This window comes from Pseudomonas sp. ZL2 (assembly GCF_054788455.1).
On the sequence record NZ_JBGOGX010000040.1, the window covers coordinates 1 to 19,935 of the forward strand.

Annotated in this window: 16 protein-coding genes; 9 read left to right on the forward strand and 7 right to left on the reverse strand. The window is 63.5% G+C overall.

Going from position 1 to position 19,935, the window contains the following annotated elements; genetic code table 11:
* Positions 1 to 74: 74 nt before the first annotated feature.
* Together ABM562_RS20830 and ABM562_RS20835 are read right to left on the reverse strand one after the other, a co-directional pair.
* Entirely contained in the window at positions 75 to 1,508 is a 1,434-nt protein-coding gene (locus ABM562_RS20830) for an aldehyde dehydrogenase family protein (protein ID WP_460423175.1), read from the reverse strand.
* Positions 1,505 to 3,142 (reverse strand): 5-guanidino-2-oxopentanoate decarboxylase, encoded by a 1,638-nt coding sequence (locus ABM562_RS20835; RefSeq protein ID WP_460423177.1) that lies wholly within the window; start codon positions 3,140 to 3,142, stop codon positions 1,505 to 1,507. The genes ABM562_RS20830 and ABM562_RS20835 overlap by 4 nt, the downstream gene beginning before the upstream one ends.
* 113 nt (positions 3,143 to 3,255) lie before the next feature.
* Between ABM562_RS20835 and ABM562_RS20840 the strand changes: the two genes are divergently transcribed.
* Positions 3,256 to 4,137 carry a LysR substrate-binding domain-containing protein gene (locus tag ABM562_RS20840; RefSeq protein WP_115085519.1) on the forward strand — a complete coding sequence of 294 codons (882 nt, stop codon included), beginning with the start codon at positions 3,256 to 3,258 and terminating at the stop codon, positions 4,135 to 4,137.
* Here the strand turns inward: ABM562_RS20840 and ABM562_RS20845 are convergent.
* Together ABM562_RS20845 and ABM562_RS20850 are read right to left on the reverse strand one after the other, a co-directional pair.
* Positions 4,131 to 4,745: an NAD(P)-dependent oxidoreductase gene (locus ABM562_RS20845; protein ID WP_460423179.1), complete on the reverse strand. Its 615-nt coding sequence runs from the start codon at positions 4,743 to 4,745 to the stop codon at positions 4,131 to 4,133. The two genes, ABM562_RS20840 and ABM562_RS20845, sit on opposite strands and share 7 nt — an antisense overlap.
* Positions 4,746 to 4,775: 30 nt before the next feature.
* Positions 4,776 to 5,657: an MBL fold metallo-hydrolase gene (locus tag ABM562_RS20850; RefSeq protein WP_115085517.1), complete on the reverse strand. Its 882-nt coding sequence runs from the start codon at positions 5,655 to 5,657 to the stop codon at positions 4,776 to 4,778.
* Between the two features lie 105 nt (positions 5,658 to 5,762).
* Between ABM562_RS20850 and ABM562_RS20855 the strand changes: the two genes are divergently transcribed.
* Positions 5,763 to 6,671: a LysR family transcriptional regulator gene (locus ABM562_RS20855; protein WP_134061491.1), complete on the forward strand. Its 909-nt coding sequence runs from the start codon at positions 5,763 to 5,765 to the stop codon at positions 6,669 to 6,671.
* A gap of 72 nt (positions 6,672 to 6,743) precedes the next feature.
* The gene (locus ABM562_RS20860; RefSeq protein WP_460423182.1) at positions 6,744 to 6,917 is read left to right on the forward strand and encodes a hypothetical protein; all 174 of its coding nucleotides are present in this window, start codon (positions 6,744 to 6,746) and stop codon (positions 6,915 to 6,917) included.
* On the opposite strand, the gene ABM562_RS20865 is transcribed toward ABM562_RS20860, so the two are convergent.
* The gene (locus tag ABM562_RS20865) at positions 6,910 to 7,788 is read right to left on the reverse strand and encodes a helix-turn-helix domain-containing protein (RefSeq protein ID WP_346617950.1); all 879 of its coding nucleotides are present in this window, start codon (positions 7,786 to 7,788) and stop codon (positions 6,910 to 6,912) included. The two genes, ABM562_RS20860 and ABM562_RS20865, sit on opposite strands and share 8 nt — an antisense overlap.
* 169 nt (positions 7,789 to 7,957) lie before the next feature.
* Here ABM562_RS20865 and pobA point away from each other — a divergent pair, with 169 nt between their 5' ends.
* Positions 7,958 to 9,151 carry a 4-hydroxybenzoate 3-monooxygenase gene (gene pobA / locus ABM562_RS20870; RefSeq protein ID WP_460423184.1) on the forward strand — a complete coding sequence of 398 codons (1,194 nt, stop codon included), beginning with the start codon at positions 7,958 to 7,960 and terminating at the stop codon, positions 9,149 to 9,151.
* Between the two features lie 77 nt (positions 9,152 to 9,228).
* Positions 9,229 to 10,686 (forward strand): MDR family MFS transporter, encoded by a 1,458-nt coding sequence (locus tag ABM562_RS20875; RefSeq protein ID WP_460423186.1) that lies wholly within the window; start codon positions 9,229 to 9,231, stop codon positions 10,684 to 10,686.
* 50 nt (positions 10,687 to 10,736) lie between these two features.
* Here the strand turns inward: ABM562_RS20875 and ABM562_RS20880 are convergent, their stop codons facing one another.
* The gene (locus tag ABM562_RS20880; protein ID WP_115085513.1) at positions 10,737 to 11,369 is read right to left on the reverse strand and encodes a TetR family transcriptional regulator; all 633 of its coding nucleotides are present in this window, start codon (positions 11,367 to 11,369) and stop codon (positions 10,737 to 10,739) included.
* A gap of 259 nt (positions 11,370 to 11,628) precedes the next feature.
* Between ABM562_RS20880 and ABM562_RS20885 the strand changes: the two genes are divergently transcribed.
* The 4 genes from ABM562_RS20885 to ABM562_RS20900 all read left to right on the forward strand — a co-directional run bounded on the left by ABM562_RS20885 (position 11,629) and on the right by ABM562_RS20900 (position 18,918).
* On the forward strand, positions 11,629 to 12,780 hold the full coding sequence (locus ABM562_RS20885; protein ID WP_460423188.1) for an efflux RND transporter periplasmic adaptor subunit: 1,152 nt from the start codon (positions 11,629 to 11,631) through the stop codon (positions 12,778 to 12,780).
* A 3-nt stretch (positions 12,781 to 12,783) separates the two neighbouring features.
* Positions 12,784 to 15,936: a multidrug efflux RND transporter permease subunit TtgB gene (gene ttgB, locus ABM562_RS20890; RefSeq protein WP_115085511.1), complete on the forward strand. Its 3,153-nt coding sequence runs from the start codon at positions 12,784 to 12,786 to the stop codon at positions 15,934 to 15,936.
* Positions 15,933 to 17,387 carry an AdeC/AdeK/OprM family multidrug efflux complex outer membrane factor gene (locus ABM562_RS20895; protein WP_115085510.1) on the forward strand — a complete coding sequence of 485 codons (1,455 nt, stop codon included), beginning with the start codon at positions 15,933 to 15,935 and terminating at the stop codon, positions 17,385 to 17,387. The genes ttgB and ABM562_RS20895 overlap by 4 nt, the downstream gene beginning before the upstream one ends.
* A 277-nt stretch (positions 17,388 to 17,664) precedes the next feature.
* A complete protein-coding gene (locus tag ABM562_RS20900; RefSeq protein WP_233673904.1) occupies positions 17,665 to 18,918 on the forward strand; it encodes an OprD family porin in 1,254 nt (417 codons plus the stop codon).
* 102 nt (positions 18,919 to 19,020) lie between these two features.
* On the opposite strand, the gene ABM562_RS20905 is transcribed toward ABM562_RS20900, so the two are convergent.
* Entirely contained in the window at positions 19,021 to 19,926 is a 906-nt protein-coding gene (locus tag ABM562_RS20905; protein ID WP_115085507.1) for a TauD/TfdA dioxygenase family protein, read from the reverse strand.
* Positions 19,927 to 19,935 lie beyond the last annotated feature (9 nt).

Here is a 19,935-nt window from a genome sequence, read left to right on the forward strand (position 1 = left end):
CTCACTTCTGATTCTATTCCTACCTCAAGACACAAGCCGGCGTTGCCGGCGATGGAGCGCGCAGCGGTCCGCTTTTACACCGCCCTGACGACGTGCTTGATCTCCTGAAAGGCACTCAAGCCCCAAGGCCCCAGCTCCCGACCCAGGCTGCTCTGCTTGTACCCACCCCAGGCCGTCTGCGCAAAGATCACCTGCGGCGCATTGATCCACACCAGCCCCGCCTGCAAGGCGTTGGCTACCCGCTCGGCAGCCGGCAAATCACGGCTGAGCACACTGGCCACCAGGCCGAACTCGGTGTCATTGGCCAGCGCCAGCGCCTCGGCTTCAGTGGCAAACGAACGCACGCACAGCACCGGACCGAAGATCTCCTCACACCACAAGGCGCTGTCCAGCGGTACATCGGTGAACACCGTGGGGCTGACGAAGTAGCCGCAAGGCAGCTGCGCCGGCCGTGAACCGCCACAGAGCAACCGGGCACCGGATTGCACACCCGCCGCAATATGCGCCTGTACCCGCTGGTACTGGGTCTGATTGACCAACGGCCCCATTTCGCTTTCGCCGCTGAACGGCTCGCCCACGCGGATCGCTTCGGCACGGGCCTTCACTGCCTCGATAAACGCAGGGTACAGGGCTTCGGCCACCAGCACCCGACTGGTGGCCGAACACATCTGCCCGGCATTGAAGAAACCACCCAGGCAAGCCAGCTCCACCGCAAGTTCCAGGTCGGCGTCCTCCAGCACCAGCAACGGCGATTTGCCGCCCAGTTCCAGGCTCACACCCTTGACCGTCTCCGCCGCCCGCTGCATTACCTGCACACCCACCGCATTGCTGCCGGTGAAGGAAATCTTGGCAATACGCGGATCGGCCGCCAAGGGCGCGCCCACCGCCAGCCCGGTACCGCAGACCAGGTTGAACACCCCATCCGGCAGCCCCGCTTCGGCGATGATCGCCGCCAGTTCCAGCTCGGCCAGCGGGGTGACTTCCGAAGGCTTGAGCACCACGCAGCAGCCTGCCGCCAGTGCCGGCGCCAGCTTCCAGGCGGTGGTGACCATGGGGAAGTTCCACGGCACGATCAAACCGACCACACCGCACGGTTCACGCCGTACCCGGGCGACAAAATCTTCGCTGGGCAGGGCCACCGAGCGGTCACGCCCGAGGTTGTCCGCCAACTCCGCGTAATAGCGAAAGGTCGCGATGACATCATCGACATCGATGTGGGCTTCAACCAGCGGCTTGCCGTTGTTGCTGGCTTGCAGCTGTACCAAGCGCTCGCGGCGCGCCTCGACACCCTCGGCAATAGCCCGCAAGATGGCCGCGCGGGTCGGCCCGCTGGATGTAGACCATTCGACAAATGCCGCTCGGGCCGCCAGCGTTGCCCGCTCGACCGCCGCAGCGTCGCCACCGGCAACTTCGGCCAGTACCTGCTCGTTGCTCGGGTTGATCACCGTCAGCGCCTGGGGGCCATGCTGCCAGACGCCTGCGATATAGATACCAGGCAGCTTGATCATGCTGGCACCGCCTGCATCCAGGTGGCCTGGTCGATTTCGATCAGGCTCGGGCCTTTGCGATCGCAGGCCTGACGCAATGCTTCGCGCAGCTGAGCGACGTCGCCCACAGACTCGGCGCTGCAGCCCAGGGCCTTGGCCACGCCAATAAAATCAGGGGTGTAGATATCGACGCCGACCGGCTCGATGGCGCGGTTGACCATGTAGCGCTTGATCTCTTCATAGCCCTGGTTGTTCCACAGCAGCACGATCAGCGGCACCTGCGCCTCGCGGGCACTGGCCAGTTCCGGCAGGGTGAACTGCAAGCCGCCGTCGCCGATCAGGCACACCACCGGCGCGCGATCGGCCACCGCTTCGGCGCTGCCCAGCCAGGCGCCCATGGCTGCCGGCAGCGCGTAACCCAGGGTGCCGTAGCCAGTCGAGGCGTTGAACCAGCGCCGCGGTTGGTCCATGTCCAGGGTCAGGTTGCCGGTGTACACCGGCTGGGTCGAGTCACCGACCAGCACTGCGCCCGACAGGGTTTCGAGAATGGTATTGAGCATACGCGTCTGGCTGCGCATCGGCAGGTCGCGGTCAGCCTCCAGCACTGCACGCAAGCGGGCGGCACGGGCCGCGCCCCACTCGGCGCCGCGCACCGGTGCCGGTTGCTCGGCCAGGGCGACCAGCAAGGCCTGGGTAGCGAGGGTCGAATCCGCGACCAGGGCGACCTTCGGCGGGTAGTTGCGCACGGTCTGGTCGGGGTCGATATCGATGCGCAGCAGCTCACCGGGGATCTCGAAACCACCCTTGAAGGTCACGTCGTAGTCGGTCTCGGCAAGCTCGGTACCGATCGCCAGCACCACATCGGCTTCGGCGACCAGGGCACGGGTGGCCACCAGCGACTGGGTCGAACCGATCTGCAGCGGGTGGCTGGCCGGCAGAACGCCCTTGGCGTTGATGGTCAGGGCCACCGGCGCCTGCAGGTATTCTGCCAGGCGGGTCAGCGCCGCGCCGGCATCGATGGCACCACCGCCGGCGAGGATCAGCGGCCGCCGGGCTGCCGCGAGCATGGCGGCCATTTGTGCAACCGGCGCAGGCGCGGCGCCAGCGCGGGCGATACGCACCGGGGCACAGGCCAGCAGGTGATCGGCGTCTTCGACCAGCACATCCAGTGGAATCTCGATATGCACCGGGCGCGGCCGTGCGCCATCGAACACGGCAAAGGCGCGGGCCAGTACCGACGGCAGGTCATCGGCGCTCATCAGCGTGTGGGAAAACGCCGCCACGCCTGCCACCAGATTGCCCTGCGCCGGCAGCTCATGCAGCTTGCCGCGCCCGCCGCCCAACTGGTCACGCGACTGCACGCTGGAAATCACCAGCATCGGAATCGAGTCAGCGTAGGCCTGGCCCATGGCGGTGGTGATATTGGTCATGCCCGGGCCGGTGATGATGAAGCACACGCCCGGCTTGCCGCGGGTACGCGCGTAGCCGTCAGCCATGAAGCCGGCGCCTTGCTCGTGGCGCGGGGTGATGTGCCGGATGCGCGAGCTTGCCAGCCCGCGATAGAGTTCCACGGTATGCACGCCGGGAATTCCAAAGACATGGTCTACGCCATAGCCTTCAAGGAGTTTGACCAGTACTTCGCCGCAAGTCGCCATGATCGTCTGCCTGTCATTGTTCGGGAAACAGGCTGTATTGGACCGCCCGACGGCTACCTGCACAATGCAAAAAAGCTCATACTAGCCATGTCCTAAGATCATGGCTCAAGCCGATGAAACGCCTGCCTCCACTGCCTGCCCTGCACACCTTTCTGGTCACTGCCCAGTGCTGCAACTTCACCCGCGCCGCACAACTGCTGCACATCACTCAGGGCGCGGTGAGCCGTCAGATTGCCGGCCTTGAAGAGCACCTGGGTTATCCGCTGTTCCTGCGCCAGGCCCGTGGCCTGAGCCTGACTCGCGAAGGCCAGGACTGGCTGCCGCGGGTGCAGCAGGTGTTCGCCCTGATCGAGGAAGGGGTGCAGCAAGTAGGCGCGCGCAGCACCACCTTGCAGCTCAAGGCCCCGACCTGCGTGATGCGCTGGCTGCTGCCGCGCCTGATGGAATGGCAAGCGTTGCGCCCGGACGTGCCGGTGGAGCTGACCACTACGGTGCAGCACGGGGTGGATTTTCGTCGGGAAGTGTTCGATGCGGCGGTGGTCTATGGCGCCCGGCCCAACCATGGCCTGCAGACCCAGAAACTGTTCGATGAACAACTGACGCCGGTGTGCGCGCCGCAACTGCTGAGCGGCGCCCTGCCCTTGCAGCAGATCGCCGACCTTGATCAGCACATGCTCCTGCACCCGACCCGCGACCAGCGCGACTGGAATGCCTGGCTCGATGCCGCCGGGGCGAGCCTGCCCCGGCAAGGCAAGGGCCAGCATTTCGAAACCCTGGACATGGCCATGTCGATGGCCTCCCAGGGTACCGGTGTGGCCATCGGCGACTGGTCGCTGATCGGCGATGACCTCAAGTGCGGGCGGCTGGTAACGCCGTTCCCGCTCAAGGTCAGCACCGGCCAGGCCTATTACCTGGTGCGGCCGCAAGGGTCGGCTTCAGCCGCGTTGCAGGAACTGCTCGCCTGGTTGTGCGAGCAGGCCCAAGCCCCTCAATAACCGACAGTGAAGCGCTGCCGCGAGTGCGCCGGCGTTTCCACTTCATCGAGCATGGCGATAGCGTAGTCGGCAAAGCTGATCCAGCTCTTGCCCTTGTCACCGATCAGCAGGTGATCCTTGCCCAGCTTGTAAGCGCCGCTGCGGGCACCTTCGACGAATTCGGCCGAAGGGGACAGGAAGGTCCAGTCCAGGTCCTTTTCCTGACGCAGGGTGTCGAGGTAGTGAGCACCGGCGGTTGCTTCAGCCTTGTAGGCCTCGGGGAAATCCGGGCTGTCGATGACCTTGTGCCCCGACGGCAGCAGCAGGCTGCCCGCCCCGCCCACCACCAGCAGGCGCTTGACCCCGGCGCGCTTCACCGGCTCGATGATGGCCTGCGGTTTGATACTGGAAAAGTGCGCGGCGCTGAGCACTACGTCGTGCCCTGCCACTGCCTGTTCCAGGGCGGCGGCATCGCTGACGTCCAGCGCCACGGCGTTGATCCCGGCGCGCCCCTGCAGTTTCGAAGTGTCACGGGCAATGGCGGTAACGCTATGACCCCGACGCAGGGCCTCTTCCAGCAACTGGCTGCCAGCACGGCCGGTAGCACCGATGATTGCGATCTTGCTCATGGGAAATCTCCAGTCAGAGTTGAACGACGCTTACCACTTCATCTCGCCCTTGGCGACCTTGGCGCTGAGCTCCAGCGAGCTCTCTTCACCCAGGTCCGGGTAACGTTTTTTCATGGCCGCGATCAGTTCGGCGGAGTTGCCAGCCTTGGCGGTTTCTTCGTCGAAGGCACGGATATAGTCTGCGGTGAACTGCACCGCCTTGAGCGAGCGGCTGCCCTGGCCCAGGTAGTGGCCAGGGATCACGGTGTCGGGCTTGAGCTGCTCGATGCGCTTGAGGGTCGACAGCCAGTCCTTGTGCGATTGCGCCGACTGCGTGTCGGCCATCCACACGTGCAGGTTCTCGGCGACCACCACACCACCGACCACCGCCTTGATCGACGGAATCCACACGAAACTGCGGTCCGGCTGCGGGCCGTCGAGGCCGACCACTTGCAGGCGCTGGCCTTCAAGCTTCAGCTCATTGCCTTGCAACACCTGCGGCACAATCAGCTTCGCCGGTTTGTCGGCGCCCATCTGCGGCCCCCAGTAGGCCAGCTTGCCGTCCATGGTCTGCTTGATATGGGCGACGGTCGCCGCCGAGGCCACGACCTTGGCCTTGGGGTAGGCATCGGTCAGGGTCTGCAGGCCGAAGTAGTAGTCCGGGTCACCGTGGCTGATATAGATGGTGGTCAGTTGCTTGCCGCTCGCTTGCAGCTTGGCCAGCACCTGCTCGGCCTGGGCCTTGCCGAACTGGGCATCGACCAGGATGGCGTCATGCTTGCCGCTGACGATCACCGAGCTGACCGGGAACAAGGCGTTGGTGCCCGGGTTGTAGACATCCAGGTTCAGCGGCTCGGCGGCCGCAGCCTGGGCCATGACCCCAAGGGTGGCGAAAGCCAGCAACAGACGGCGCAGGGAAAACGAACGAGGCATCAAGGCGATTCCTGTGAAGTGGGCGATGAACAACAGCTTAGTTGCACGATCCGTCACAAAAAATGCGATGCTTAGGATTAGTTTGTTTCTGAAAGCGTGCAAATCATGGATCGTCTGACAGCAATGCGGGTTTTCGTCAGCGTGGTCGACCTGGGCAGCCAATCGGCCGCCGCCGACCACCTGGAACTCTCCCGACCGGTGGTTTCCCGGTATCTCGCCGAACTTGAGGACTGGGTGGGGGCGCGCCTGATGCAACGCACCACGCGCCGCCTGAGCCTGACCGCCGCCGGCCAGGAAACCCTGCCGCGCTGCCGGCAGATGCTCGAGCTTGCCGGTGACCTGCAGGCGGCCGTCAGCACCCCGAACGATGCCCCGCGCGGCGAACTGCGTATCAGCGTCAGTACCTCGTTCGGCCAGGCGCAATTGATGGACGCCGTGGCCGATTACGTCAAACGCTACCCCGGGGTGAAAATCGACCTGCAGATGCTCGACCGCACGGTGAACCTGGTGGATGAACGCATCGACCTGGCGATCCGCACCAGTAACGACCTGGACCCGAACCTGATCGCCCGGCGCCTGACCGTGTGCCGTTCGGTGATCTGCGCCTCCCCCGCCTACCTGCACCAGCACCCGGCGCCGCAGCACGTGCAGGAGCTCAGCCAGCACAACTGCCTGACCCATTCCTACTTCGGCCGCAGCCTCTGGCATTTCGACGTGGCTGGCGAGGTGGTGTCGGTACCGGTGCAGGGCAACATCAGCGCCAACGAAGCCATGACCCTGCAACGGGCGGCACTGGCCGGCGCCGGCGTGGCGATGCTGCCGACCTATCAGGCAGCCGGCGCCTTGCGCAGCGGCGAGCTGATTCGCCTGCTACCCCAGGCCAAGCCGCGGGAGCTGAACCTCAACGCCGTGTACACCTCGCGCAAGCACATGCCGGCCACCCTGCGCAGCATGCTCGACTTTCTCGCCGAGCGCTTTACCGCCGAGCCGATCTGGGACCAGGACCTGCTCTAAACCGGGCATACCCGGCCAGGCTGACCTATGCTTTGAATAGCACCTGTACGTGATTTGCAGGAGGTCAGCATCATGGGCGTCAAATCCAGAAAATTCGCCGTTATCTGTGCCATGGCCGCTGTGGTCGGGCTGTATGCCGCCGCAGCTTACCGGGTCGAGCAGATCCGCAACCAACCCTACTCTGCCGCCAGTTGCAGCCTGGCCCATTGCGTGCCGCACACTGCGACGCTGAGCGCACTCAAGTAGGTGACTGCGGGGCCTGGTAACGAAAGTCGCTGGGGGCCTTGCCGGTCAGGCGACGGAAGAACCGCGAAAAATACGCAGGATCTGCGAAGCCCAGGCTGTCGGCCAGTTGTTTGATGCTCAGGCTGGTGTAGACCAGCTCGCGCTTGGCTTCGAGCAACAAGCGTTGATGGATGATCTGCAAGGCCGACTGCCCGGCCAGCTCACGGCAGATGCTGTTCAGGTGCGCTACCGAAATCCCCACCTCATAGGCCAGCGCCTCGACGCTCGGCTGCTGGCGAAACTGCTGCTCCACCAGCTTGTTGAAGCGTTCCAGATACTCACGCCCGCGCGCCACCGCAAGACCTTGGCCATGGTGCTGCAAGCATTGTCGGCTGATCCACACCACTAGCAGGTTGATCAATGAGCGCAACTGCAAGTCGCGCCCGGGCTGGCCCTGCTGGTACTCCTGCTGCAAGGCGCTGAACAGGCTGTACAAGTAAGTACGATCGTCGCCCGCCAGATAAGTACCGACCTGGGCCAGGGCCGCCGGCGCGCCTGCCAGCTGCGTGTGCAGCAGACTCACCAGGGGTGCTGCCAGGGTTACCACGTAGCCATCGACGTCGCTGGAAAAGCGAAAACCATGCACACACAACGCCGGCACCACCTGAATCGCCGCCTGATCCAGGCGCCGCACCTGACCTTCCACCTCGATCTCGGCCTGCCCTTCATAAAGGAACAGCAACTGGCACAGGTCGGCATGCCGATGGGGTTCGATTTCCCAGTCATGCAAGCGGCTGCGCGCCGGGATCGACTCGCAGTGCAGCAGGTCCGGGGTAGGCCACTGCAACGGCTCGCCGTAGAGCTTGAACACCGGGATCGAGGCTTTGCTCATCTGTTGATTGGCTCCCGGGCCGATGCCCGATAATCGCACTGATTGGTGAAAAGTACTGCTATACGCCTGTTTTATCCCTTCTTCGCTCGGGTTTCCAAGCGAAAAATGCAAGCACAACAATCATAAGCTGCTTTCGGCCCTGCGCTGAAGCTTGCCTGGGATAACAACAATGAAGACTCAAGTCGCAATTATCGGTGCAGGCCCTTCCGGCCTGCTGCTCGGCCAGTTGCTGCACAAGGCCGGGATCGCCAACGTCATCGTCGAGCGCCAGAGCGCCGACTACGTACTCGGGCGCATTCGCGCCGGGGTACTGGAACAGGGAATGGTCGAGTTGCTGCGCGAAGCCGGGGTCGGCGCGCGCATGGACGCCGAGGGCCTGCCCCACAGCGGTTTTGAACTGGCCTTCGACGGGCGCCGCGAACATATCGACCTCAAGGGCCTGACCGGCGGCAAAGGCGTCATGATCTACGGCCAGACCGAAGTTACCCGCGATCTGATGGCCGCGCGCGAAGCCTGCGGCGCCGTCACTGTCTATCAAGCCGATAACGTCCGGCCCCATGACCTGAAGTCCGAGCGTCCTTACCTGACGTTCGAAAAGGACGGCGAAGTGCAGCGCCTGGACTGCGACTATATAGCCGGCTGCGACGGTTACCACGGCATCGCCCGGCAATCGATTCCCGCCGAAGCACTGAAGGTTTTCGAACGGGTCTACCCTTTCGGTTGGCTCGGCGTGCTGGCCGACACCCCGCCGGTCAGCGACGAGCTGGTGTATGCCCGCCACGAACGCGGCTTTGCCCTGTGCAGCCTGCGCTCGCCGACCCGCACCCGTTACTACGTGCAGGTGGGCGCTGAAGAGAAGGTCGAGGACTGGTCCGATGAGCGTTTCTGGGCCGAGCTCAAATCGCGCCTGCCGGCGGATCTGGCCGAACGCCTGGTGACCGGTCCTTCGATCGAAAAAAGCATCGCGCCGCTACGCAGCTTCGTGGTCGAACCCATGCAGTACGGCAAGCTGTTCCTGCTCGGCGACGCCGCGCACATCGTCCCGCCCACCGGTGCCAAGGGCCTGAACCTGGCGGCCAGCGATGTCAGCACCTTGTACAACATCCTGCGCAAGGTCTACGGCGAAGGGCGTACCGACCTGCTCGAGCGCTACTCGCAGATCTGCCTGCGGCGGATCTGGAAGGCCGAGCGCTTTTCCTGGTGGATGACTTCGATCCTGCACCGCTTTCCTGACAGCGATGCCTTCAGCCAGCGTATCCAGCAAACCGAGCTTGAGTACTACGTCAGTTCCGAAGCCGGTCGTACAGTATTGGCGGAAAACTACGTCGGCCTGCCTTACGAGCCGATCGAGGAGGACGCTTAGCAAGCTATCGAGTAGACTGGTCAGCACTTGCGCCCGCCGCTACCGGCTGCGGGCTTCACCTGCCTCAGAGCTGGCCCGTGACTCAACTGAACACTCCGCAACCGGTGCTGCGCAGCGTGCTCGTCGCACTGATGCTGGCGATCTTTCTTGGTGCGCTGGACCAGACCATCGTCGCCGTGTCGATGCCGGCGATTTCGGCGCAATTCAACGATGTCGGCCTGCTGGCCTGGGTGATTTCCGGCTACATGGTGGCCATGACCGTGGCCGTGCCGATCTACGGCAAACTCGGTGACCTGTATGGCCGGCGGCGGATGATCCTTACCGGCACCGCGCTCTTTACCCTGGCCTCGATTTTCTGCGCGCTGGCACAGAACATGGAGCAACTGGTGCTGGCGCGGGTGCTGCAGGGTGTCGGCGCCGGCGGCATGGTCTCGGTCAGCCAGGCGATCATTGGCGACTTTGTGCTGCCGCGCGAACGTGGTCGCTACCAGGGTTACTTCAGCAGCATGTACGCCCTGGCCAGCGTCGCCGGGCCGGTGCTGGGCGGGGTGCTCACCGAGTACCTGTCATGGCGCTGGGTGTTCTGGCTCAACCTGCCCCTGGGCCTGACCGCCTGGTGGGTGACGCGCCGTGCCCTGCGCAGCCTGCAGGTACCAACGCACAAAGCGCAGGTCGATTACCTCGGCGCCGCCCTGCTGATTCTCGGCCTGGGCAGCCTGCTGCTGGGCATCACCCTGATCGGCCAGGGCCAGCCCTGGGATTCTGCGCAAGTTGCCAGCCTGCTCGGTTGTGCACTGATCGGGCTGCTGCTGTTCGTGCTTCATGAGCAACGCGCCGCCGAACCACTGCTGCCGTTGAAGCTGTTCGCCAATCGTATCGCCACCCTGTGCTGGTGCACGATCTTCTTCACCAGCTTCCAGGCCATTTCGCTGACCATGCTGATGCCGCTGCGCTATCAGAGCATCACCGGTGCCGGCGCCGACAGCGCGGCCCTGCACTTGCTGCCGCTGGCCATCGGCCTGCCGATCGGCGCCTATTGCGGCGGCCGCCTTACCACTTTCACCGGGCGCTACAAGCCGCAGATTCTCGGCGGCGCCCTGCTGATGCCGTTTGCCATCGTCGGCATGGCCTTCAGCCCGCCGCAGGCGGCCTGGTTCAGTGGGGTGTTCATGCTGTTGACCGGGATCGCCTCGGGCCTGCAATTCCCCACCTCGCTGGTGGCGACCCAGAGTGCGGTCGAGCCCCGGGATATCGGCGTGGCCACCAGCACCACCAACCTGTTCCGCTCCCTGGGCGGGGCCATGGGCGTGGCCTGCATGTCGACCCTGCTGCTGGCGATGCTTGCCCAGGGCGGCCTGAACCTGGCCGGCGATGCCCTGCTTGGCAGCCTGCAGGCTGGCGAGCCGACCGCGGCGATGCAGGCCGAGTTGCTGTTGACCTTTCGCAACCTGCTGCTCGGCAGTGCTACGGTTTCGCTGCTGGGGCTGACGGCGGCGCTGGCCTTGCCTGACAGGCAATTGCGCGGCCGCCAGTAGGACCTTTATAACCGGCGTAGAAACAAATGATCACAAAGCTTCACAAAGTGTCATTTGCGCAAGGCGGGGCTCAAGCGCAGCATATCCAGCCCGGTATCGATCCACTGCTCGGCCTGGTTCAGCAGGTCAAAGCTGTCGGGCAGCAGTAGCCAGCGGCGAATCAGCCCGTCTATATAGGCGTAGATGGCCAATGCCGCGCGTTCCGGGTCCACGTCGGCGGGCAGTTGCCCGCGCTTGACTGCATTGCCCAGCGACAACGCGATATGGGCATGACATTCGATCGTCGAGGACTGCCGTTGCTGGCGGATCTCACACATATCATCGGTGAACTCGCATTTGTGATGCAGAATTTCATTGATTCGCCGGGTTTTCGGATCAAGCACCATCTGGTGCATCAACCGCACCAGCAGCTTGCGCATACAGCCGAGCGGGTCGACTTCATCCTCGCTTTCACTGGCCCGGGCCAGGGCGTCCAGCGGCTCGTGCAGGCTGTCGAGCATGGCCTCCACCAGTTCGGCCTTGTCGTTGAAGTGCCAGTAGATTGCGCCGCGGGTCACTCCCGCCTCTTTGGCGATATCGGCCAGGGTGGTACGCGCTACCCCGCGCTTGTAGAAGGCCTTTTCCGCGGCCTCGAGAATCTGGGCGCGGGTTTCCTGGGCTTCTTCTTTGGTTCGACGGACCATGGCAGTACAACCTCATCAGGCCCGGGCACGCACGCTGGGTGCCTGGGAGTCGGACCGGGTCAGCCTCTGCAGGCTGTTACCGGCTGTATTAATTTGGGGGCTCGCATCGGCTGAACGCTTCGCCTGCGAGGTATTTACAAACAACCATGAATGTAAGTATATTCCTTAGCAAGCTATTTATCCACTCGACAGCATTTTTTATAGCGCACCCTTTCCATTATTCTTGAGCGTCTTCAGCTCTTGCGACCCGAGGATCTTCATGCAATTCAAGCCAGCTGTTACCGCTCTGGTTTCCGCCGTCGCCCTGGCAACACTGCTCAGCGGCTGTAAAAAGGAAGAGGCGGCGCCTGCGGCGCAAGCTCCTCAGGTCGGCGTCGTAACCCTGCAAACCCAGGCCTATACCCTGACGTCCGATCTCCCAGGCCGTACCACCGCGTACCGCATTGCCGAGGTTCGACCCCAGGTCAACGGCATCATTCTCAAGCGCCTGTTCAAGGAAGGCAGCGAAGTCAAGGAAGGCCAGCAGCTGTACCAGATCGACCCGTCGGTGTACGAGGCGACCCTGACCAGTGCCCAGGCCAACCTGCAATCGACCAGCTCGCTGGCCAACCGTTACAAGCAACTGGTCAGCGAACAGGCTGTCAGCCGCCAGGAATACGACGACGCCAACGCCAAACGTTTGCAGGCTCAAGCCTCGCTGCGCAGCGCCCAGATCGACCTGCGTTACACCAAGGTCCTGGCCCCGCTGAGCGGTCGCGTCGGACGCTCTTCGGTTACCGAAGGTGCGCTGGTCAACAATGGCCAGGCCGAAGCGATGGCAGTGATCCAGCAGCTCGACCCGATCTACGTCGACGTTACCCAGTCCTCGGCCGAGCTGCTCAAGCTGCGCCGTGAACTGGAAAGCGGCCAACTGCAGAAGGTCGGCGACAACGCCGCCAAGGTCACCCTGACCCTGGAAGACGGCAGCACCTATGGCAAGGAAGGTCGCCTGGAGTTCTCCGAAGTCTCGGTTGACCAGACCACCGGCTCCGTCACCCTGCGTGCCGTGTTCCCCAACCCTGAGCACAACCTGCTGCCGGGCATGTTCGTCCACGCGCGCCTGGCCGCCGGGGTCAACAGCGCAGCCATCCTCGCACCGCAGCAAGGCGTGACCCGCGACCTCAAGGGCCAGCCGACCGCGTTGATCGTCAACCCGGACAACAAGGTCGAACTGCGCCAGCTCAAGGCCAGCCGTACCGTGGGTAGCGACTGGCTGATCGAGGAAGGCCTGAACCCGGGCGACCGCCTGATCACCGAAGGCCTGCAGTTCGTCAAGCCGGGCGTCGAGGTCAAGGTCAGCGAAGCCACCAACGTCAAGCCTGCCCAGCCAACCCAGGCCAATGCAATGACTGCAGGGGCCAAAGGGGAATAAACCATGTCGAGATTCTTTATCGATCGCCCGATCTTTGCCTGGGTGATCGCCTTGGTGATCATGCTGGTCGGCGCCTTGTCGATCCTCAAGTTGCCAATCAACCAGTACCCGAGCATCGCGCCGCCGGCCATCGCCATCGCCGTGACCTACCCGGGCGCCTCGGCGCAGACCGTGCAGGACACCGTGGTCCAGGTGATCGAGCAGCAGCTCAACGGTATCGACAACCTGCGTTATGTATCGTCGGAAAGTAACTCCGACGGCAGCATGACCATTACCGCGACCTTCGAGCAGGGTACCAACCCCGATACCGCGCAGGTCCAGGTGCAGAACAAGCTGAACCTGGCCACCCCGCTGCTGCCGCAAGAAGTGCAGCAGCAGGGTATCCGCGTGACCAAGGCGGTGAAGAACTTCCTGCTGGTGATCGGCCTGGTGTCCGAAGACGGCAGCATGTCCAAGGACGACCTGGCCAACTACATCGTCTCCAACATGCAGGACCCGATCTCGCGCACGGCCGGTGTCGGTGACTTCCAGGTGTTCGGTGCCCAGTACGCCATGCGTATCTGGCTCGACCCGGCCAAGCTGAACAAGTATCAGCTGACCCCGGTCGATGTGCGTACCGCCGTGGCCGCGCAGAACGTCCAGGTGTCCTCCGGCCAGCTCGGCGGCCTGCCTGCCCTGCCAGGCACCCAGCTCAACGCCACCATCATCGGCAAGACCCGCCTGCAGACTGCCGAGCAGTTCGAGAAGATCCTGCTCAAGGTCAACCGTGATGGCTCCCAGGTGCGCCTGGGCGATGTCGCCAAGGTCGGCCTGGGTGGCGAGAACTACGCGATCAGCGCCCAGTTCAACGGCAAGCCGGCTTCCGGCCTGGCAGTAAAACTGGCCACCGGCGCCAACGCCCTGGATACCGCCAAGGCCCTGCGTCAAACCATCACCGACCTGGAACCGTTCTTCCCGGAAGGCATGAAGGCGGTGTTCCCGTATGACACCACGCCGGTCGTGACCGAATCGATCAGCGGGGTAATCCACACCCTGATCGAAGCGATCGTGCTGGTGTTCCTGGTGATGTACCTGTTCCTGCAGAACTTCCGCGCCACCATCATCACCACCATGACCGTACCGGTGGTGTTGCTGGGTACTTTCGGCATCCTTGCCGCGGCGGACTTCAGCATCAACACCCTGACCATGTTCGGCATGGTGCTGGCTATCGGCTTGCTGGTGGACGACGCCATCGTCGTGGTGGAGAACGTCGAGCGGGTGATGGCCGAAGAGGGGTTGTCACCCAAGGAAGCGACCAAGAAGTCCATGGGCCAGATCCAGGGTGCCCTGGTCGGTATTGCCCTGGTACTGTCGGCAGTATTGCTGCCAATGGCGTTCTTCGGCGGCTCCACCGGGGTGATCTACAAACAGTTCTCGATCACCATCGTCTCGGCCATGGCCCTGTCGGTACTGGTTGCCCTTATCTTCACCCCGGCGCTGTGCGCAACCATGCTCAAGCCGATTGCCAAGGGCGAGCACCACGTTGCCAAGCGCGGCTTCTTCGGCTGGTTCAACCGCAACTTCGACCGCAGCGTGCGCAGCTACGAGCGCGGTGTCGGCAACATGTTGCGGCACAAGGCCCCTTACCTGCTGGCCTACCTGCTGATCGTGGTCGGCATGATCTGGCTGTTCACCCGGATCCCAACGGCGTTCCTGCCTGAAGAAGACCAGGGTGTTCTTTTCGCCCAGGTGCAGACCCCGGCCGGTTCCAGCGCCGAGCGCACCCAGGTGGTGATCGACGAGATGCGCAGCTACCTGCTCGACAAGGAAGCCGATACCGTTGCCTCGGTGTTCACCGTCAACGGCTTCAACTTCGCCGGTCGTGGCCAGAGCTCGGGCATGGCGTTCATCATGCTCAAGCCGTGGGGCGAGCGTTCTGCCGAGAACAACGTGTTCAACCTGGCGAACCGTGCCCAGCAGCACTTCTTCAGCTTCCGCGATGCGATGGTGTTCGCCTTTGCCCCGCCTGCGGTACTGGAGCTGGGTAACGCCACCGGTTTCGACGTGTTCCTGCAAGACCGTGCCGGTGTCGGCCACGACAAGCTGATGGAAGCGCGTAACCAGTTCCTCGGCATGGCCGCGCAGAGCAAGATCCTTTCGGCAGTGCGCCCGAACGGCCTGAACGATGAACCGCAGTACCAGCTGACCGTCGACGACGAGCGCGCCAGTGCCCTGGGCGTGACCATTGCCGACATCAACAACACCCTGTCGATTGCCCTGGGTGCCAGCTACGTCAACGACTTCATCGACCGCGGTCGGGTCAAGAAGGTCTACATCCAGGGTGAAGCCGGTGCACGGATGAGCCCGGAAGACCTGCAGAAGTGGTACGTGCGCAACGCCGCCGGCGAAATGGTGCCGTTCTCCTCCTTCGCCAAGGGCGAGTGGATCTACGGGGCACCGAAGCTGTCGCGTTACAACGGTGTAGAAGCCATGGAAATCCTCGGTGCGCCAGCCCCTGGCTACAGTACCGGTGAAGCCATGCTCGAGGTCGAGCGCCTGGCCGCGCAACTGCCGGCGGGTATCGGTTACTCCTGGACGGGCCTGTCGTACGAGGAGCGGCTGTCCGGCTCCCAGGCGCCAGCGCTGTACGCCCTGTCGCTGCTGATGGTGTTCCTGTGTCTGGCGGCGCTGTATGAAAGCTGGTCGATCCCGATCGCGGTCATGCTCGTGGTACCGCTGGGGATTATCGGTGCGCTGCTGGCTACCAGCCTGCGCGGGTTGTCCAACGACGTGTACTTCCAGGTGGGCCTGTTGACCACCATCGGCCTCGCGGCGAAGAACGCGATTCTGATCGTCGAGTTCGCCAAGGAACTGCACGAGCAGGGCCGCAGCCTGATGGATGCGGCCATCGAAGCCTGCCGGATGCGTCTGCGGCCGATCATCATGACCTCGCTGGCGTTCATTCTCGGCGTAGTACCGTTGGCCATCTCCAGCGGCGCAGGCTCGGGTAGCCAGCACGCCATCGGTACCGGGGTAATCGGCGGGATGCTGACCGCCACCGTACTGGCAATTTTCTGGGTGCCATTGTTCTTCGTAAGCGTGTCGTCGCTATTCGGTAGCAAGAAGCCCGAAGAAGACGCCACCCCTGAAACTCCACGCTATGAGGCCGGGCAATGAGTAAGTCCCTGTTGTCCCTGGCAGTAACCGCTTTCATTCTTGGCGGCTGCTCGCTGATCCCTGACTACCAGACCCCGGAATCGCCGGTGGCCGCGCAGTGGCCGCAAGGCCCTGCCTACTCGCCGACCGAGTCGGCCGAGGTGGCTGCCGCCGAACAGGGCTGGCGTCAGTTCTTCCATGACCCGGCGCTGCAGCAGTTGATCCAGAGCGCGCTGGTCAACAACCGCGACCTCAAGGTCGCGGCGCTGAACATCGATGCCTACCGCGCGCAGTACCGCATCCAGCGGGCCGACCTGTTCCCGGCGGTCTCGGCCAATGGCAGCGGCAGCCGTCAGCGGATGCCGGCGAACATGTCGCAAACCGGTGAATCCAGTATCAGCAGCCAGTACTCGGCGACCCTCGGGGTCAGCGCGTACGAGCTCGACCTGTTCGGCCGGGTGCGCAGCCTGACCGAGCAGCAACTGGAAATCTACCTGTCCAGCGAAGAAGCGCGGCGCTCGACGCAGATCAGCCTGGTGGCCAGTGTGGCCAACGCCTACTTCACCTGGCAGGCCGACCAGGCGCTGCTCAAGCTGACCGAAGACACCCTCAAGACCTACGAGGAAAGCTACCAGCTGACCTTGCGCAGTAATGAAGTAGGTGTGGCTTCGGCCCTGGACCTGAGCCAGGCACGTACTTCAGTTGAAGGCGCGCGGGTCAAGCTGGCGCAGTTCCAGCGCCAGGTTGCCCAGGACCTCAACAGCCTGACCGTGCTGCTCGGCACCGGCGTGCCGGCCAACCTGCCGGCGGCGCAGAAGCTCGACAGCGACCTGCTGGCCGAAGTCCCGGCGGGCCTGCCGTCCGACCTGCTGCAACGCCGCCCGGACATCCAGGAAGCCGAACACCTGCTCAAGGCCGCCAATGCCAACATCGGCGCCGCCCGCGCAGCGTTCTTCCCGAGCATCAGCCTGACTGCCAACGCCGGTACCCTGAGCCCGGACATGGGTGGCCTGTTCAAGGGTGGTTCGGGCACCTGGCTGTTCCAGCCGCAGATCAACCTGCCGATCTTCAACGCCGGTTCCCTGCGTGCCAGCCTCGACTACTCGAAGATCCAGAAGGACATCAACGTCGCGAAATACGAGAAAACCATCCAGACCGCCTTCCAGGAAGTCTCCGATGGCCTCGCCGCGCGCCAGACCTTCAATCAGCAGTTGCAGGCCCAGCGCGACCTGGTTGCCGCCAACCAGGACTACTACCGCCTGGCCGAGCGTCGTTACCGCATTGGTATCGATAGCAACCTGACCTTCCTCGACGCCCAGCGTCAGCTGTTCAACACCCAGCAGTCATTGATCAGTGATCGCCTGTCGCAGCTGGTCAGCGAGGTCAACCTGTACAAGGCCCTCGGTGGCGGCTGGTACGAGCAGACCGGTCAGGCACAGCAGCAGGCTGCAGCCCAGACGCCGAAAGGCTGAGTGTTTGCGTTGTGAAAGAGCCCACCCTTGCGGTGGGCTTTTTTATGCAATCGCCTGCAGGAGCGGGCTTGCCCCGCGATGAGGAATTAACCAACCAGTTACCGTTCGATTATCGCCCAATTCCGCCTATAACGAATTGATTCACCCCCGCCCGCCGCCGCACCATCGCTTCGCAGCTTTTCCAAAGCGTCCCCCCAAAAGATCGTAGCCCGGCCTGTGACCTGAAACCGTCGCAGCGGATGGCTTCGGCTTACATAAAAACAAGAGACAACAGACGATGACCACACCCGCACCCGCACGACACCTGCTTCCCGGCTTGTTGGCCATGACTTGCGCCCTGCCCGCCCTCGCGGCCGAAGGCGGCTTTGTCGAGGACGCCAAGGCCAGCCTCAACCTGCGCAATTTCTACATCAACCGCAACTTCGTCGACCCGGCCAACCCGCAAGGCAAGGCCGAGGAATGGACCCAGAGCTTCATCCTCGACGCCCGCTCCGGCTTTACCCAGGGCCTGGTCGGCTTCGGTGTCGATGTATTGGGCCTGTACTCGGTCAAGCTCGATGGCGGCAAGGGCACGGCGGGCACACACTTGTTGCCGGTGCACGATGACGGGCGCCCGGCCGACGATTTCGGCCGTCTCGGCGTGGCACTGAAAGCGAAGATCTCCAACACCGAACTGAAGGTTGGTGAATGGATGCCGGTGCTGCCGATTTTGCGTTCGGACGACGGCCGCTCGCTGCCGCAAACCTTCCGCGGCGGGCAGATCACCTCCCAGGAAATCACCGGCCTGACCCTGTATGCCGGGCAGTTCCGCGGCAACAGCCCGCGCAATGACGCGAGCATGGAAGACATGTCGATGAACGGCCGGGCGGCCTTCACCTCCGACCGCTTCAACTTTGCCGGTGGCGAATACAGCTTCAACGACAAGCGCACGATGATCGGTTTGTGGAACGCCGAACTCAAGGACATCTACAACCAGCAGTACCTCAACCTGGTGCACAGCCAGCCGCTGGGCGACTGGACCCTGGGCGCCAACCTCGGCTACTTCATCGGCAAGGAAGACGGCGCCGAACGCGCCGGCAAACTGGACAACCGCACCGCCTCGGCGATGCTCTCGGCCAAGTACGGCGCCAGTACCTTCTATGTTGGCCTGCAGAAAGTCAGCGGCGACGATGCCTGGATGCGGGTCAATGGCACCAGTGGTGGCACCCTGGCCAACGACAGCTACAACTCAAGCTTCGACAACGCCCAGGAGCGCTCCTGGCAGTTGCGTCACGACTACAACTTCGCCGGCCTCGGCGTGCCCGGGCTGACCCTGATGAACCGCTACATCAGCGGCGACAACGTGCATACCGGCGCCATCACCGATGGCAAGGAATGGGCGCGGGAATCGGAGCTGGCCTATGTGATCCAGTCGGGGACGTTGAAGAGCCTGTCGCTCAAGTGGCGTAACTCGACCATGCGCCGGGACTACAGCACCAATACCTTTGATGAGAACCGGCTGATCATCAGTTACCCGATCAGTATTCTCTGAACTTGGGGCTGCTTCGCAGCCCATCGCCGGCAACGCCGGCTCCCACAATGTCCGCTGTGCACAACACCTGGACTGTAGGAGCGGGCTTGCCCCGCGATTGCTTCAAGCCCCGCGTGTGGTGCGGCTATGCTGCCCGGCCACCCCCACCGGCACATCGCCCTGCAAGGTCACCCGGCGTACCACGCGGCCCTGGGTGCCATAATCGTCCACCGCGTAATGCTGGGTCGCGCGGTTATCCCAGATCGCCACGTCACCCGCCTGCCAGCGCCAGCGCACGGTGTTCTCCAGCCGTGTGACATGGCTTTGCAGCAGGTTGAACAGATGTGCCGAGTCGCTCTGCGAGTAGCCCTTGATGCGTTTGACAAAGTGCCCGAGCAAGAGGTTCTTTTCGCCGCTGACCGGGTGCACGCGCACCACCGGGTGCTCGGTTTCATACACCGTCGAGGTGAAGATCTTCCGGTAATTTTCCAGCTGCTCGAGGCTCACGTTGGGCTTGGCTGCGGCGTAGTCGTACTCGTTGCTGTGCACCGCCCAGAGCTGGTCAGCCAGGGCCTGCAACTCGGCAGAAAGGTCCTGATAAGCCGTGGCGGTATTGGCCCATACGGTATCGCCGCCGGACGCGGGCGCTACCACCGAGCGCAGGATCGACGCCTTGGGGTAGGCATCGACGAAGGTCACGTCGGTGTGCCAGGAATTGGCCCGGCGCCCTTCGCCACCATCGAGTTCAAGCAGGTAACGCGTGCCTTCGCGCACCGGCACGGTCGGGTGGGCGATCGGCTCGCCGAGCAGGTGGGCAAAGGCTTCCTGGCCCTGGTCATCAAGATGAGTCTGGGCGCGGAAGAACACCACCTTGTACTGCACCAGCGCGGCCTGGATGGCCTCGATCACGGCAGGTTCAAGGTCGGCGCTCAACTGGACCCCGCGGATCTCGGCACCGATGCGACCGGCCACCGGGTGGATGTCCAGCGCGTGGGTGACAGGTGCTACGACGCGTGCGGCATTGCTCATGGTTTGACC